The sequence below is a fragment of the Abiotrophia sp. genome (assembly GCF_057275535.1).
The window spans coordinates 247,833-263,113 of the sequence record NZ_DBHIRJ010000002.1 but is presented as its reverse complement, the minus strand read 5'-3'; the positions used below and the strand labels follow the sequence as shown (position 1 = coordinate 263,113).

Sequence of the window (15,281 nt, the reverse complement as noted above, 5' to 3'; positions counted from 1 at the left end):
AATCCTTTGGTTAGTCGTTCTTTTATTTATTGTCTAACTTTTTGGGGTCAGTACACTATCAGTGCAGGGCTTTTGTTCGAGCTGGTGGTCCACTCCGTCAAGTGGACCACTGGCTCGGTCAAAAGATAGGGCTTAGTGCAGATTTCATGATATCCCGAGATGGCTCAACCAAAAACCTAGAACTAGAGCCGCTAGCTCTCCATTAACCAAACCACACAAAAAGGACTGGGCGTCAATCCCAGTCCTTTTGCCTTAGTCTTAGGCAGTTAGTTTAGCGATGTCTGCTTCAATCTTAGCAGCCTTAGCTTCTACTTCTTCATGCGAAGCGCCTTGGGTGCCTAGATAGAGCTTGATTTTTGGCTCGGTACCACTTGGACGGAAAGCCACCCAGCTACCGTCTTCCAAGACATACTTGAGGGCATCAGATGGTGGGAAGGTCAAGGTTTCAACCGTGCCGTCAGCCAGAGTGCGTGTGCCAGCTAAGTAGTCGGCTGCGCTCACCACTTTGAGGCCACCCATTTCCTTGATCCCTTCGGTCCGGATTTGCTGCATGATGGCTGCCATCTTAGCTTGCCCAGAGAGACCTGGGAAGTCCACTGCGATGGTCTTTTCATAGAAGTAGCCGTATTTTTCGTACATGCTTTCTAAGACATCCGCCAAGGTACGGCCCGCTTTCTTGTGATAGGCGGTCAATTCAGCCAAGACTACCAAGGCTTGGATGGCATCCTTGTCGCGAACAAATGGCTTGATGAGATAACCGTAAGATTCTTCAAAGCCCATGAGGAAGGTCTTGGAGCCTGTTTCTTCATATTCTTGAATCTTCTCAGCGATAAACTTGAAGCCAGTCAGTACTTCAACCGCTTCTAAGCCATAGTGAGATAAGATGGCGTCAGCAAAATTAGTCGATACGATGGACTTAACCGCTACCCCATTCTTAGGCAGTTGGTTGAGTTCTAACTTAGCGTTCAAGATGTAGTCCAACATGAGAGAAGCGATTTGGTTCCCGGTTAAGAGTTGGTAGTCACCCTTGCTAGTGCGAACCTTAGCCCCGAGACGGTCAGCGTCTGGGTCAGTCCCTAAGAGAATATCCGCTTCTACCTTCTTAGCTAATTGCTCTGCTAGGTCAAATGCAGCGGCAGATTCAGGGTTAGGAGACTTAACCGTTGGGAAGTCGCCGTCTGCTTTAGCTTGTTCTTCTACCACGTGAATGGTGTTGAAGCCTGCTTGGTTGAGGGCTTTGAGACCTAGGTACATACCAGTCCCGTGAAGTGGCGTAAAGACGATACTAACTTGCTCCGCCATTTCCTTAACCAGTTCTGGGTTGATAGTGACAGCCTTCATTTCTTCTAGGTAGGCTTGGTCCACACGGTCACCGATGATTTCTACAAGGCCGCTACCTAATAATTCGGTCTTGTCGCCTACTTCAACCGTTAGTGGGTTTTCCACTGCGCGAACAAATTCTGTTAATTTATCTGCATCTTCTGGTGGCATTTGCCCACCATCCTCGCCGTATACCTTGTAGCCGTTGTAGGCTGCTGGGTTGTGGCTGGCAGTAATCATAATCCCAGCGTAGGTATTGAGGTAACGCACGGCAAAGGATAATTCAGGTGTTGGCCGTAGGCTCTCAAAGACATAGCTCTTGATGCCGTGACGGCCCAAGACCAAGGCAGCTTCCATGGCGAATTCAGGTGAATAATGCCGTGAGTCATAGGAAATCGCAACCCCGCGGTCTTTAGCCGCTTGGCCGGCTTCTTCAATTAATTGGGCTAAGCCTTCCGTTGCTTGGCGAACGGTGTAGACGTTCATGCGGTTAGGACCTGCCCCTAAGACACCACGCATACCTGCCGTCCCGAAGCTGAGATTAGCGCCAAAGGCATCCTTTAAGGCTTCCTCGTCTTGATTGTTGGCTAACTCTTCCTTGAGAACTGGATCAAGGGCGTCGTAATTTTTCCAGAGGTTTAATGTTTCTTGCCATGTCATAGCATTACCACCTTTCAGTATTGCGTCATAAGAGAAATGAAACCCAGTGAGAGGCTCCTCACTTTATGCTAATATTCTACCATGAAATGTAGACGGTTACTAGTAGGGGTAGAAATTTGAAACGAAAATATAGCGATAGCACTAAGGTAAATGTCCGGGTCTAGCAGGATGTTAGCGCCCAGAAAGTTTTGTAAATCTTCCTAAAGGCCCCAAGACTGGCAGAATGGAGCGCCTGGCTCCTAGGTCGCTTTTCCCGCCTAAGCGTGGTATACTAAGATGGAATATAGCGATGATTCCACAAAGAAAGAGGCGATGATATGGCAGACACACTCGAACTAGTCATTATTACAGGGATGAGCGGCGCCGGTAAGACGGTTGCGGTCCAAAGTTTTGAAGATTTAGGCTATTTCTGTATTGATAATATGCCCCCAACCCTGCTTCCAACCTTCTGGGAACTGGTCAAGGAATCGGGCAAAATCAGCCGGATTGCGCTTGTCATCGACTTGCGGAGCCGGGACTTCTTTAAGGAAGTCGACAGCCTGATTGCAACTTTAGATAATACTCAGTTAGTGACAACCCGTATTATTTTCTTAGATTCTAGCGATTCGGTCTTAGTATCTCGCTATAAGGAGACCCGCCGGAATCACCCACTGGCCCCAGATGGCCGGGTATCAGAAGGGATTGCCAAGGAACGTGAGTTGCTCATGGACTTGCGCACCCGCGCCCAAATTATCATTGATACTTCCGATATTTCTCCACGTCAGTTGCGTGAGCGCCTGATTAAGGACTTCGCCACTAAGGATTATCAGACCTTCCATGTGGAAGTCATGTCCTTTGGCTTCAAGTACGGGGTGCCGATTGATGCCGATATTATCTGGGATGTGCGCTTCCTACCTAACCCGCACTATATTCCGGAATTGCGCCCGCAGACTGGGATGGATGCGCCGGTTTATGACTATGTCATGAAGCAACCCGAAACCCAGGCCTTCTACAGCAAGCTCATTGATGTCATTGAGTTCTGCCTGCCAGGTTACAAGAAGGAAGGCAAATCCAGTGTGACCATCGCCATTGGTTGTACCGGCGGTAAGCACCGGTCCGTGGCAATTGCTGAGCGGATTGCCAACCACCTTAAGACAGATAATTATGCGGTTAATATTTCCCACCGTGATTATATGAAGAAGAAAGAGACCGTGAACCGGTCATGAGCGAGACCAAATCGCACCGCTATAAGGTAGCAGTCATCGGTGGTGGGACCGGATTGCCTGTTATCTTGCGGGGGCTCAAACGAATTGACGCCGACATTACAGCCGTTGTAACCGTGGCGGATGATGGTGGTAGCTCAGGCGCCATTCGCGACTATATTGATGTCGTCCCTCCGGGCGATATTCGTAACTGTATGGTGGCCTTATCCGATGCCGACGAGCTACTACTGGACGTCTTCCAATATCGTTTTAATACGGATGATGACTTCTTGGCCGGTCACGCCATCGGCAACTTACTGATTGCCGCTTTGAAAGAAATGCGAGGTTCCTTGACCGAGTCCTTAGACATTCTGTCCAACTATATGAAGGTTCAGGGCCAGATTCTGCCGGCAGCGACCGAGCCCCTAGTCTTGCACGCCCTCTTCGAGGACGGGACCATTGCGGTCGGCGAGTCTAAGATTGCCCGTCATCGTAAGAAGATTCAACAAGTCTTAGTGACCACCATGCAAGGGGAGCCAGCCATTCACGCGACACCCCATGTCGTGGAAGCTATTGAACAGGCAGATTTGATTGTTCTGGGGCCAGGTAGCCTCTATTCCAGCATCCTGCCTAATCTTATGATTGAAGAAATCGGTCAGGCCATCAAACGGACCCAGGCGGAAGTCGTCTATATTTGTAACATCATGACCCAGTTAGGGGAGACCGAGCAGTTCTCGGATGCTGACCATGTCCGGGTCTTGCATGAACATTTGGGCCAGGCCTTTATCGATACGGTCCTCGTGAACATTGCCGAGGTGCCTCAGGATTACATTGACAATCAACCTAATGAAGAGTACCTACTTCAAGTCCGCCATGACTTTGAAGGCATGCGAAAATTGGGTTGCCGCGTCATTTCCAATAGCTTCCTCAGCATGAAAAATGGCGGTGCTTACCATGACACCGAATTAGTGGTGGAAGAACTCCGCCATCTCATGGAAACAATTAAACTTAACCGTCGCCTCAAACATCAGGCGACACAAGTCTAAGGGCTCGCACACTTTAAGTCCAAGCAGAAAGGAGGGTTCTCATGACCTTCGCATCAGAAGTTAAGAAGGAATGTACCCTCTTAGAGGTCCACAAGGAACACGCTAAGGCGGAGCTTGCGGCCCTGATTCGGATGAATGGAGCAGTCAGCCTCTACCAACAGAAGTTTATCCTCAATGTTCAGAGCGAAAATGCGGCCATTGCCCGCCGCCTCTACAGCCTACTCAAGCAGTTCTATCACACTGAGAGTGAGCTCATGGTTAGACGTAAGATGAAGCTTAAGAAGAATAATGTCTATATCGTCCGTTGCCGCCAGAATGTGCGGGATATCTTGGAGGATTTAGGCATCTTCGACGGACTCATGATTAACCATCATATCGCGCCTGACATTATGAATAATGAGCAGAAGGAGCGGTCCTATCTGCGGGGTGCCTTCCTAGCAGCTGGTTCCGTCAACAATCCGGAAAATAGTCGCTATCACTTGGAAATTTATTCCAACTACGAGGAGCACAATGAAGACATCTGCAAGATGATGAATCATTTCCACCTCAACGCTCGGACCATCGTCCGTCGCAATGGCTATATCACCTACCTTAAGGAAGCAGAAAAAATCGCTGAGTTCCTGGCTATTATCGGTGCCAACCGGGCTATGTTGCGCTTCGAAGACATTCGGATTGTCCGTGACATGCGTAACTCCGTTAACCGACTGGTCAACTGTGAGACGGCCAACCTCAACAAGCAAATCGATGCCTCACAACGGCAGATAGAAGCTATTCGTTACCTAGCCGACACGCGGGGACTAGATAGCTTACCTGATAAGTTGCGAATTATGGCGGAGTTCCGTCTGGATCATCCCGACCTCAGTTTGGGTGAGTTAGGCCAATTAATTCCTGGTGGTCCCATTTCCAAGTCGGGTGTCAACCACCGGCTCCGCAAGTTAGTGGAACTAGCGGAAAGTCATGCTCTATAGAAATCTACCCCTATCCTAGCGATAGGGGCTTTTCTTTTGCGGCCTAGCTGAGGCTAGTCTATTTTTATATATAAAATCCTATATATGCCCTTTGCAAGGCAAGTCCGCTAAATCTACGCTAGTTTGTAAGCAGCATAAAATTTCAACCTTTTATCTCCGAAACCAGTAAAAAACCTGGTCCCAAAGCCTATATATCTATGAAAGGCAAATTATTTTCTGGAGGAATACCTATGAATCAATTGTTGCTTGTTGGACGTTTGACTCGTCCTGTTGAAGACCGCCAGGTAGGCGACCATCGGGTGGTCAATAATTGCCTAGCCGTCTCCCGCCGCCATCGTGACCGCAATGGCGACTTGCAGACCGACTTTATTCCCATTGTGGCCTGGGACTATCTAGCTGACCTCTTAGTCAAATACGCCCAAAAAGGCCACCGAATTGGGGTGGTAGGGCGGATGGAATCCCGTCACTACACCAATAATCAAGACCAAAAAGTCTACATCCTGGAATGTCATGTCCAAGATATTACCCTGCTTGAGAGTAAGAATGGCAGTGCCGGCAAGGCTAGTGGCCAGAATCATAGCACCCCTAAGGGCCAGGAAGACTACGATACCATCCGGCGCCAGTATGAAGTGCCTAGCCAAGAACAATTGGATATGCGCCAGCTAGCGGGTTTTAAAGCTTAAGACCTCAGACCAAGCCAATCTTTATGACAATTTTGCGACTAGGTAAGCTCTACCATTACATTTGCTAACTTTTGGTATATAATAGGAGTGAAACCAAGAGTTAGGAGGTCGTCGAATGAACGTATTAATGATTGAAGATAACGAATCTGTCTGCGAAATGATGTCCATGTTTTTCGAGAAGGAGCAATTCCAAGGCCACTTCTACCATGATGGCTTAGAAGGGTACAACGCCTATGCGGAGTCTCCAAGTAAGTGGGACATTGTCTTGCTAGACATTAACTTGCCGTCTATGGATGGCATCACCATTTGCCGGAATATCCGCAAAATTTCTAAGGAAACACCGATTATTATGCTGACTGCTCAAGATTCAGAGAGTGACCAAGTCATTGGCTTGGAAATGGGGGCTGACGATTACGTCACCAAGCCTTTTAGCCCCTTGACCTTGATGGCTCGCATGAAGGCCCTCTACCGTCGTAGTCAAATTCCTGGTACTGACCACAGTCAAACTCAGGAAGAAGAAGGCTTCGATGTAGTGACCAAGAGCGTCAAAATCAATACCGTAACGCGGGAAGCCTACTATAATAACCAGTTGATTGAGAACTTGACGCCTAAGGAGTTTGATTTGTTGCTGACCTTTGTGCGCTCGCCTAAGCGGGTCTTCAACCGCGAGCAGTTGCTCAAGCAACTCTGGGAAGACCCATTCTATGGCGACGAGCGGACAGTCGATGCCCACATTAAGAAATTACGGCAGAAGATTGAAGTGGTCGGTCCGCAAATTATTCAGACTGTCTGGGGCGTCGGCTACAAGTACGAAGATCCAGGTGATCATTAATGCGATTTAGATTTCTCTGGCAATTAATTGCCGGATTTCTGCTGGTCATGCTAGTGACCTTGGCCCTATCGGCCTCACGGATTAGCAACTATATGAATCAGCAAATCCACAGTGAAGTCGAGACGCGCCTACTGAATTATGGTAGCAACATTGTCAGCAATAACTTTTCCCGTGAGGATATTAAGAAAGTAGACCAACTGCTGGCTTCGGACAATATCTCCATTCAGGTCTACCTGGCCAATGGGAGCATTATCTACCCAACCTACCGCCAGGAGTACCGGGCTAATCTGACAGATAGCGAGTTGCGGGCCATTCGCCAAGGGCAGAACCTGCCTTTGCGTGTGACCTATCGCCCAGACCAAGGGAAAATCACGCGTCTAGCCACCGTCTATCTGCCGCTCAACCGCCAGGCTAGCGACAGTGCCCAATTTCCGGCCGGCTTTATCAGCCTGAGTGAGCCAATCGAGAACCTGGAGACTCGTCAGCAAGAAGTCTACAACAATATTATCTTCTCCTTCGGGATTGCAACCGCCATTGGTTTGGGAATCAGTGTGGCCTATGCCCTCTTCCAGACTCGTAAGATTCGGCGCTTGCAACAAGCCACTCGTCAGATTACAGCGGGTAACTATGATGTCCAGCTTGATATTAGTAATAAGAGCCGGGACGAGTTTGGTGACTTGGCCCATGATTTCCAAGTCATGACGGATTCCTTGGCAAAATCTCGCGAAGAGATTAAGCGCCAAGAAACCTTAAGACGCCAATTCATGATGGATGCGGCTCATGAGATGCGGACGCCACTGACCACTATGAGTGGGGTAATCGAAGGGCTCCAGTACGATATTTTCCCTGAGCCCCAACGCAAACGTAGTTTAGAAATGCTAGCCACCGAGACTCAACGTCTCATTCGTCTGGTTAACGAGAACCTGGACTACGAGAAAATTCGGACCAACCAGATTAGCCTTAACAAGCAGACGCTCAAGGCCTATGATTTGCTCTGTCAGATTCGGACCCAGCTAACCGCTAAGGCCCAAGAAAAGGGCGACCGCATAGTACTGGATGCGCCTGAGGATCTTCTGATTTACGGGGACCGAGACCGCTTGGTTCAGATTATCATTAACCTGGTGACCAATGCCATCCAGTTCTCAGAGAATAGTGACATCACCCTCTGGGGTCGCCAAGATGGCAACTTTACCGAGATCCGTATTATGGACCAGGGGATTGGGATTGATGCCAAGCAAATTGAAGACATCTGGGAGCGATTCTATAAGGTGGACATTTCCCGTAAGAATACCAAGTTCGGTGAATCCGGGATTGGTTTAGCAGTCGTTAAGTCCCTAGTCGAAGCCCACGGCGGCACCATTCGGGTCGAAAGTGAGCTAGGTCAGGGTTCGACCTTCATTATTCGCCTACCGCTAGAAGCAGCGGAATCTGGAGACCAGGACCAGGCCCAAGAGGCCACACCAAACAAAAGCAAAAAGAATCTGGGGACTTTCCTAATTGGCAACAAGAAGGCCAAGTCAGAAGACAAATAAGTCCCCACAGAAAGGAAGCCTGTCGTGACTAAGACTATCGTCTATTTGGCCCACCCTGATGTGGCCGGCTCTAGCAGCCAACAATTTTTACAACAATCAGGTTTGGCCTTGACGGAGGTCAGCTATGTCGATTTGCAGGCAGAATATGAGGCCAATGGCCAGCACTTCGATGCCAGTGTGGAATTGGCACGTCTGACTCGCTATGACCGGGTGATTTTCCAGTTCCAACTCTACTGGTACCAGGCGCCAGCCATCCTCAAAATCTGGCTGGATAGCGTCTTCGATATGTCCAAGGCCATGCAGGCTGCCATGCCCCGTCTCGCTCAGATGGAGATGGGCTTGGTGGTCATCGCAGGTGTTAAGGCTAGCCGCTATCAAGTCGGGGGCCGGGAAGGCTTTAGCCTGTCTTCGCTCTTGTCGCCTTATTATGCCTGGGCCAAGCATTTTGGTTTAGCGCCCTTGGCTTATTTTCCGGTTCATCAGTTCTACTACCTGACCGAGCCACAGAAGAAGCAGCTGCTAGTTCACTACGCCTGCTATCTTGAGACGGGCAAGGTGGATGACTTCGATGCCTTGCAGACCTTTGTCTTGAATCGACTAGCCGACTTGGACTTGTCCCTGTCGCTTGAAAGCCAGGCTGTCTATGACCAGTTCCGTGAGGACTTGAGTCAAAATCGAGATGAAATCCAGGAGCTGCAGGCCCTGAATAAGGAGGGTTAGCTTCTTATGAATCCCTATCAAGACTATATCCAGGACTGGCAGGCACAGGCTCCTGACTATCCCAGTCAAGCCTTGCTGCAAGTCGCTAGCGACCTCTACCAGCGACAAGAAGACCGTCTGCGCCAGCTAGAAGGCCAGTTAGACGGCAGCATGTGGAGTCCTAAGGACTGGCAAAATTAAGTTAAGATCCAGCCCCGCCCCCTGACGAAAAGGAGGCGGGGCTTTTGCTATTCTCCTAAGCGTCAGGCGACCGAGTGCTGACCTGATCACAAGTTGTCGCTTCTGACCTGAGAACCTTTCCCCAAGACTTGCGACAGGGGGGCTTTTGGTGGTATGATGGACTGTGGCACAAAATGCAATGAAGGAGACAGACAACATGACACAGCAAATCACGACCCAGGTAAGATTTTGGGGAGGACTTGATACCATAGGTGGTAATATTGTCAGTCTAGAAGCGGGTAACTACCGTATTCTGACAGATTTTGGCGCCTTATTCGGAGCAAGCTTGGATGAATTGAAGCAAGTCGACTTGACCCCAAGCCTGCTAGAAAAGGGGCACCTGCCGGCCATTGACGGCCTCTACACCCGCCAACAACTAGGCGCAAGTGACCTAGCAAGCTATGAGGAGACTGATATTAAGACCATCGTCTGCCTATCGCACCTCCATCTAGACCATATTGGGGGTTTCGGTCAGTTACCTGAGGACTTACCCATCTATGCCCTAGAAGACAGTGTTTCCTTCTACCAACGTCTAGCAAGCGACGGCTTGTTGCCTGACTTCAAGGTTAATTGGCAAGCCGTTCAATCAGAGGCGCCTTTCCAATTTGGGCCTTTCACCATTGAGTTTGTGGCCAGCGACCATGATACCATTGGGGCAGCTAGCATCTTCATCACTGGGCCAGATCTTAAGGTGGTTAACTCTGGTGACTTCCGTTTAACTGGTTTCCATCCAGAACGCGTCTTACACTGGGCGCAAAAAGCCCGGGACTTCCAGCCTGACCTCTTCCTAGTTGAAGGGACGACCTTCAGCTTTGACCCAGGGTCACGCGATGATCGGATGCAACTGCCAGAGGACTTGGCTGCTCGCGTAGCTTCAATTTCAGCAGGCAACGAAGCCAAGTTCCTCAAGGACTTTACCCAAGTAGTTGAGCAAGCTGGCAATCAGTTAGTGGCGCTTAACGTCTATCCACAAAATATTGAACGTCTAGTCTATATGGCGCAAGCGCTCAATCGTGCAGGACGGACTCTGGTCTTAGAGCCTAACTACTACCGTCTCTTGCGGCCTTACATGGCACCAGAGGCAGCCTTGGCAACCATCAACTGGGACGGCGACAGCAAGCTGCCAGTTCAAGATGTCTTGACCTGGGACCAAGTGCAGGCAGCACCTGCTCAATACGCTGTCCAAGTCGACTATGAACAACACCATGATTATATCTTCAGCCTATCGGAAGGTATCTACATTCACTCCAACGGGGTGCCGTTAGGAGCTTATGATGTGCGTTATCAACCTTGGTTGGAAGGCATCGTCAAAGCAGGCTGGCAATTCTATCATGGCCATGTATCTGGCCACGCCTCTACCCAAGACCTCTGCTTGGTTAACTATGTGGTAGGCGCTAAGCTGGTTGTGCCATGGCACAGCTTTAAGCCAGAACGTTATGCGGAAGCCTTAGTCGATTTAGGGCTGACCCCATGGTTACCAAGTCTAGAGACGACTTACTCTGCTGAACAGATTAAGAGCCTAGCTGACTAAAAAAGCTTTTATTAGAATAGCATGAAAAACGCAGAAATTGAGGGAAATATGATGCGATTTATGCTATAATTTACGCTAGAGCTGTAAGCTCCCTAGCACTTATTAAGACTGATAAAAATGAGGAGAATCAACGTGCAAGTTAGATTTGAAGACGTGACCATGCAGTTCGAACAGAAGACTGTTTTGGACCGGATTAATTTTACATTGCCTAGCCAGCAACTTATTTCCTTCTTAGGACCTTCTGGCTGTGGTAAATCTACAACATTATACTTAATTTCAGGGTTACTGAACGCAACATCAGGTAAGATTTTCTTCGACGATAAAGATGTAACTAAATTAGACCCAGTTAAGCGTCGGGTAGGCTTAGTCTTCCAATCCTATGCCCTCTATCCACACTTGACGGTCTTGGAAAACATCATGTTCCCGCTCAAAATGGAAAAAATGCCAAAAGCTGAGCGCCGCGAACGTGCCATCGAAATGGCAAAATTAACGCAAATTCAAGACCAGTTAGATAAGTACCCACGCCAGTTGTCAGGGGGACAACAGCAACGGGTGGCCATCAGCCGGGCTATGGCTAAATCACCTTCCATCCTACTTATGGACGAGCCTTTATCTAACTTAGACGCTCGCCTGCGGATTGAGATGCGTGAAGAAATTCGCCGAATCCAACAAGAGACAGGGGTTACCACCGTCTTCGTTACCCACGACCAAGAAGAAGCTTTGTCTATCGCGGACAGCGTCATGGTCTTGGAAAAAGGCGAGATTCAACAAGTAGCGGACCCAGTCAGCCTCTACCAAACACCTAGCAACCTCTTCGTGGCTCGCTTCATCGGGTCACCAATCATCAACACCTTTGCTAAGGGCTCTGCAGCCCTTAACCCTAACAATGCCTTCTCAGAATTGAACTGGGCGACCATCGGGGTTCGTTCCGAGCACTTCCGTCCTGGGACAGCCGATAACTACCTAGTCCGCGGGAAAGTAGTCCGTGTGGAAGCAGTAGGTAAGGATATTACCGTTCACTTGGAATGGGAAGGCGACCGCTTCGTGGTTTCCAACTTAGAAGGTGACTTAGAAGTAGACCAAGAAATCTACTTGCAAGTACCAGCTGAACGCCTACTCTTCTTCCAAGAAGACCAACGTCGCATTCTGTCAGAAAGCGAGCGTGAGGGCTAGATGAACCGCAAACCTACTCTCAAGAGTAGCCTCCAGGCCCTACTCTATTTAGCGCCGGCCTTGGTGTTCATGACAACCTTCACCATTATTCCGATTATCCGCTCCTTCATGATGAGTTTCTATGAGAACTACAAGTTGCGGAATATTACTAAGAACAAGCCAGTGGTCTGGTCTCTGGATAACTTCCAGAAGATTCTGGCGGACCAAAAGTTCTACCTAGCGCTACAAAATACGGCAACCTACGTTTTCTGGGTGGTACTCTGTTCCATCACAATTTCCGTAACGGTTGCGGTCTTACTCAATCAGATTCCAGTCCTCAAAGGCCTCTTCCGAACCGCCTACTTCTTGCCATTCGTTACCTCAACGGTGGCTATCTCTGTGGTTTGGTCTTGGCTCTATCACTCAGAGTACGGGCTACTCAACTACCTCTTAGGTTTAGTAGGGATTGACCGTATCAACTGGCTCAATGATCCTAAGACAGCCATGACGGCCGTCATTATCATGGCCATCTGGAAGAGCCTGGGCTTCAATATCCTGCTGACCCTGGTCGGCTTGGGTAACATCAACGAGACCTACTACAAGGCAGCTCAAGTTGATGGGGCCAATGCTTGGAAGAGATTCACCAACATTACGCTACCGCTCTTGCGGCCAACCCTCTTCCTCTTGTCAACTGTCGGCATTATCAATGGTTTCAAGGTCTTCGATGAAGTCTTCGCCCTCTTCAATGGACGCCCTGGACCAGGTGGCTCAGCCATGACGGTTGTCTACTATCTCTTCGATCAGTTCTATGTTCAATATAACTACGGGATGGCAGCTGCGACCGGGATTATCCTCTTCGCCATTGTCCTTATTATTACCGTCTTCCAGAACATGGGCAACAAATACTTCGAGAAGCGGGGAGGTTAAGACATGGCACGCACAAAACGTATTCAAACCATTCTGCTCTATGTCATCTTGACCTTGGGCGCGCTGGTCATGATTCTGCCATTCTACTGGATGGTGGCGACCAGTTTGAAGTCAGGGCCCGAAGCAATCTCCGTACCGCCAACTTGGCTACCACGGAACTGGCTCTTCTCTAACTATGGCCAAGCCCTGGAGAAAGCCCCATTCGGCCGCTACTTCCTTAACTCGGTCTTTGTTACAACTGTGACGACCGCCGGGGAACTCTTCACCTCAATCCTGGCAGCTTATGCCTTCGCTAAGCTCAAATTCTGGGGTAAAGACATCCTCTTCCTACTCTTATTGGCAACCATGATGGTGCCAGGGGAATTGATGACCATTCCAAACTTCGTAACCTTGTCAAGTTGGAAATTAGTCAACACCTACTGGGCCTTGATTATTCCTTGGTTCGCCTCTGTCTTCTCGGTCTTCACCTTGAAGCAAAACATTCAGACGATTCCAGACGAGCTCTACTATGCTGCCAAGACGGATGGTGCCAGCGACTGGCAATTCCTCTGGGAAATGGTTGTGCCGCTGTCTAAATCGTCCATTATCGCCGTGATGATTCTCAAGGTCATCGGTTCGTGGAACTCCTTCCTCTGGCCAATGATCGTCACCAACTCGGCACCTGACTTACGGACTTTACCTGTTGGACTTCAAGCCTTTACCACTGAAGCCGGCACCCAATTCGAACTCTTGATGGCGGCGTCGACCCTGGTAATCTTGCCAATGGTGATTATTTACTTATTGTTGCAGAAATACATTATTCAAGGTATTTCACGTTCTGGCTTGAAGGGCTAGCCCCTCAATGCTTTCCTATTAACTATTTGGAGGTAACATCTAGTGAAAAAAATCAAAGTGCTTTTCGCATTATTACTCTCAGTAGTCTTAGCATTCAGTGCTTACGCACCATCTGCTCACGCTGCTGACAAGGTTAAAGTAACTTTCTGGCATGCAATGAACGGTCCTCACGCTGAGGAATTAACCCGACTCGTTAAGGCCTTCAACGAATCTCAAGACAAGTATGAAGTTGAAGAAACTAGCCAAGGGAACTACAAAGCCCTACAACAAGGGGTAATGGCAGCGGCTGCTTCTGGCGACCTACCAACCATGACCCAATTAACTGCCTCTAGCTTCTCTGGCTTCAAGTCAGAAGGCCTCTTAGCTCCATTAGATGAGTTCTTAACTGCTGACAATGGCTTCACTGAAGAACTTAAGAAGGACATCTACCCAGGTTTCTTGAAGGGCGTAACCGTTGAAGACAAAGTTTATGCGATTCCATTCGCTAAATCTGTGCGTCTCATGTTCGTTAACCAAGACATGCTTAAACAAGCAGGTAAAGAAGTACCTAAGACTTGGGCTGAAGTCAAAGAATTAGCAGCTGCCCTCAAAGAAAAAGGCATTGATAAGCCAGCCTTAGGTTTGGAAAATGGTCTATCTATCGAAGTGGAAACTATGGCGCGCCAAAACGGCGCAACTTGGGTTTCTGACGACTTGAAGACAGTTGACCTCACTTCTGACAAAGCCATCGAACCTATCCAATTTATCAAAGACATGGTCAAAGACGGTTCAGCACGTTTGGCCGGTGAAGACAAGTACATGTCAGGTCCATTCGCCGCTGGCGGTTCTGCAATCTACATTGGCTCATCTGCGGGCTTACCTTATGTAGTCAAGGGTGTGCAAGAATCAGGTATCAACATTACCACTGCGCCAGTTCCAACTTTCGGTCAAGGCAAGCAAATGACCCTCTTAGCAGGGAACGACTTAGGGGTCTTCGAAGATGCTTCTGATGAAGAAAAAGCAGGGGCTGTAGCCTTCATGTCCTTCCTCCTCAAGGCGGAGAACACTGCAACTTGGGCATCTAAGACTGGTTACCTACCTATCACTAAGTCTGGGACTAGCTCAGAAATCTGGACTAACTATGTCAAAGAAAACCCACTTGTTAAGGCAGCAACTGACGAATTAGAGTACGGCTTTACGGCTCCAATCTATGAAGGTTCTGCTAAAGTCTTCTCTGATTCAGAATTAGCCTTGGAAAACATCGTCGTTAACGATGCGGACATCAAGACTGAAATGAAGAAGTTAGAAGATCTAATCAAGGGCTACTTACACCTATAATCAGCCTGATCAATGCAATAAGTAAATAAGTCAAATGAGAGACTGGGACTTGCTCCTGGTCTCTTTTTTGGCTATATAAGCCCAGCCATTAAGGGAGCCAAGTTATTTAGGATGGTTCAGAGACTTATTATATGTAATAAAACACAAGGCCCCATAGGGTTGGAAGCAATAAAGTATAAATTGTCTAGTCATAAGTTAGACGACAAGAGTCCCGCATTGTTTAGAAATTTAGTGCATTATATAATAAGTATGACTTAGAGCAGACAAACAGACTGTAACAGCTAAGTGACAGGTGGATAAAAGATACGAACGATTCTTAAGCTAAAAAGCATGAACGTAAAGGCTAAAATGTGGAGATG

At 48.5% G+C, this 15,281-nt stretch carries 14 protein-coding genes; 13 read left to right on the top strand and 1 reads right to left on the bottom strand.

The window, feature by feature from the left end; translation table 11 throughout:
• Positions 1–258 precede the first annotated feature (258 nt).
• A complete protein-coding gene (locus ACO53F_RS02660) occupies positions 259–1,980 on the bottom strand; it encodes a phospho-sugar mutase (protein WP_485137187.1) in 1,722 nt (573 codons plus the stop codon).
• A 317-nt stretch (positions 1,981–2,297) separates the two neighbouring features.
• Between ACO53F_RS02660 and rapZ the strand changes: the two genes are divergently transcribed.
• From rapZ to ACO53F_RS02595, 13 genes are all read left to right on the top strand, one after another.
• A complete protein-coding gene (gene rapZ / locus ACO53F_RS02655; RefSeq protein WP_291428855.1) occupies positions 2,298–3,185 on the top strand; it encodes an RNase adapter RapZ in 888 nt (295 codons plus the stop codon).
• Positions 3,182–4,207 (top strand): gluconeogenesis factor YvcK family protein, encoded by a 1,026-nt coding sequence (locus tag ACO53F_RS02650; protein WP_315600755.1) that lies wholly within the window; start codon positions 3,182–3,184, stop codon positions 4,205–4,207. Before rapZ ends, ACO53F_RS02650 begins: the two co-directional genes overlap by 4 nt.
• Before the next feature lie 41 nt (positions 4,208–4,248).
• Positions 4,249–5,175 carry a DNA-binding protein WhiA gene (gene whiA / locus ACO53F_RS02645; RefSeq protein ID WP_268442500.1) on the top strand — a complete coding sequence of 309 codons (927 nt, stop codon included), beginning with the start codon at positions 4,249–4,251 and terminating at the stop codon, positions 5,173–5,175.
• 230 nt (positions 5,176–5,405) lie between these two features.
• Entirely contained in the window at positions 5,406–5,858 is a 453-nt protein-coding gene (locus ACO53F_RS02640) for a single-stranded DNA-binding protein (protein ID WP_291432161.1), read from the top strand.
• Between the two features lie 115 nt (positions 5,859–5,973).
• Positions 5,974–6,690 carry a response regulator transcription factor gene (locus ACO53F_RS02635; protein WP_485137186.1) on the top strand — a complete coding sequence of 239 codons (717 nt, stop codon included), beginning with the start codon at positions 5,974–5,976 and terminating at the stop codon, positions 6,688–6,690.
• Positions 6,690–8,222 carry an ATP-binding protein gene (locus ACO53F_RS02630; protein WP_485137185.1) on the top strand — a complete coding sequence of 511 codons (1,533 nt, stop codon included), beginning with the start codon at positions 6,690–6,692 and terminating at the stop codon, positions 8,220–8,222. Before ACO53F_RS02635 ends, ACO53F_RS02630 begins: the two co-directional genes overlap by 1 nt.
• A 24-nt stretch (positions 8,223–8,246) precedes the next feature.
• Complete coding sequence (locus ACO53F_RS02625; protein ID WP_485137184.1) at positions 8,247–8,942, top strand: NAD(P)H-dependent oxidoreductase; 696 nt, start codon at positions 8,247–8,249, stop codon at positions 8,940–8,942.
• Between the two features lie 6 nt (positions 8,943–8,948).
• Entirely contained in the window at positions 8,949–9,122 is a 174-nt protein-coding gene (locus ACO53F_RS02620) for a hypothetical protein (protein ID WP_485137183.1), read from the top strand.
• A 196-nt stretch (positions 9,123–9,318) separates the two neighbouring features.
• On the top strand, positions 9,319–10,692 hold the full coding sequence (locus ACO53F_RS02615; RefSeq protein ID WP_485137182.1) for an MBL fold metallo-hydrolase: 1,374 nt from the start codon (positions 9,319–9,321) through the stop codon (positions 10,690–10,692).
• A gap of 132 nt (positions 10,693–10,824) precedes the next feature.
• Positions 10,825–11,865, top strand: coding sequence for an ABC transporter ATP-binding protein (locus ACO53F_RS02610; RefSeq protein WP_485137181.1), 1,041 nt, complete (start codon positions 10,825–10,827; stop codon positions 11,863–11,865).
• Positions 11,866–12,771, top strand: coding sequence for a carbohydrate ABC transporter permease (locus ACO53F_RS02605; RefSeq protein WP_485137180.1), 906 nt, complete (start codon positions 11,866–11,868; stop codon positions 12,769–12,771).
• Between the two features lie 3 nt (positions 12,772–12,774).
• The gene (locus ACO53F_RS02600) at positions 12,775–13,605 is read left to right on the top strand and encodes a carbohydrate ABC transporter permease (protein WP_314050495.1); all 831 of its coding nucleotides are present in this window, start codon (positions 12,775–12,777) and stop codon (positions 13,603–13,605) included.
• Positions 13,606–13,647: 42 nt separating this feature from the next.
• Positions 13,648–14,922: an ABC transporter substrate-binding protein gene (locus tag ACO53F_RS02595; RefSeq protein WP_485137179.1), complete on the top strand. Its 1,275-nt coding sequence runs from the start codon at positions 13,648–13,650 to the stop codon at positions 14,920–14,922.
• Positions 14,923–15,281 lie beyond the last annotated feature (359 nt).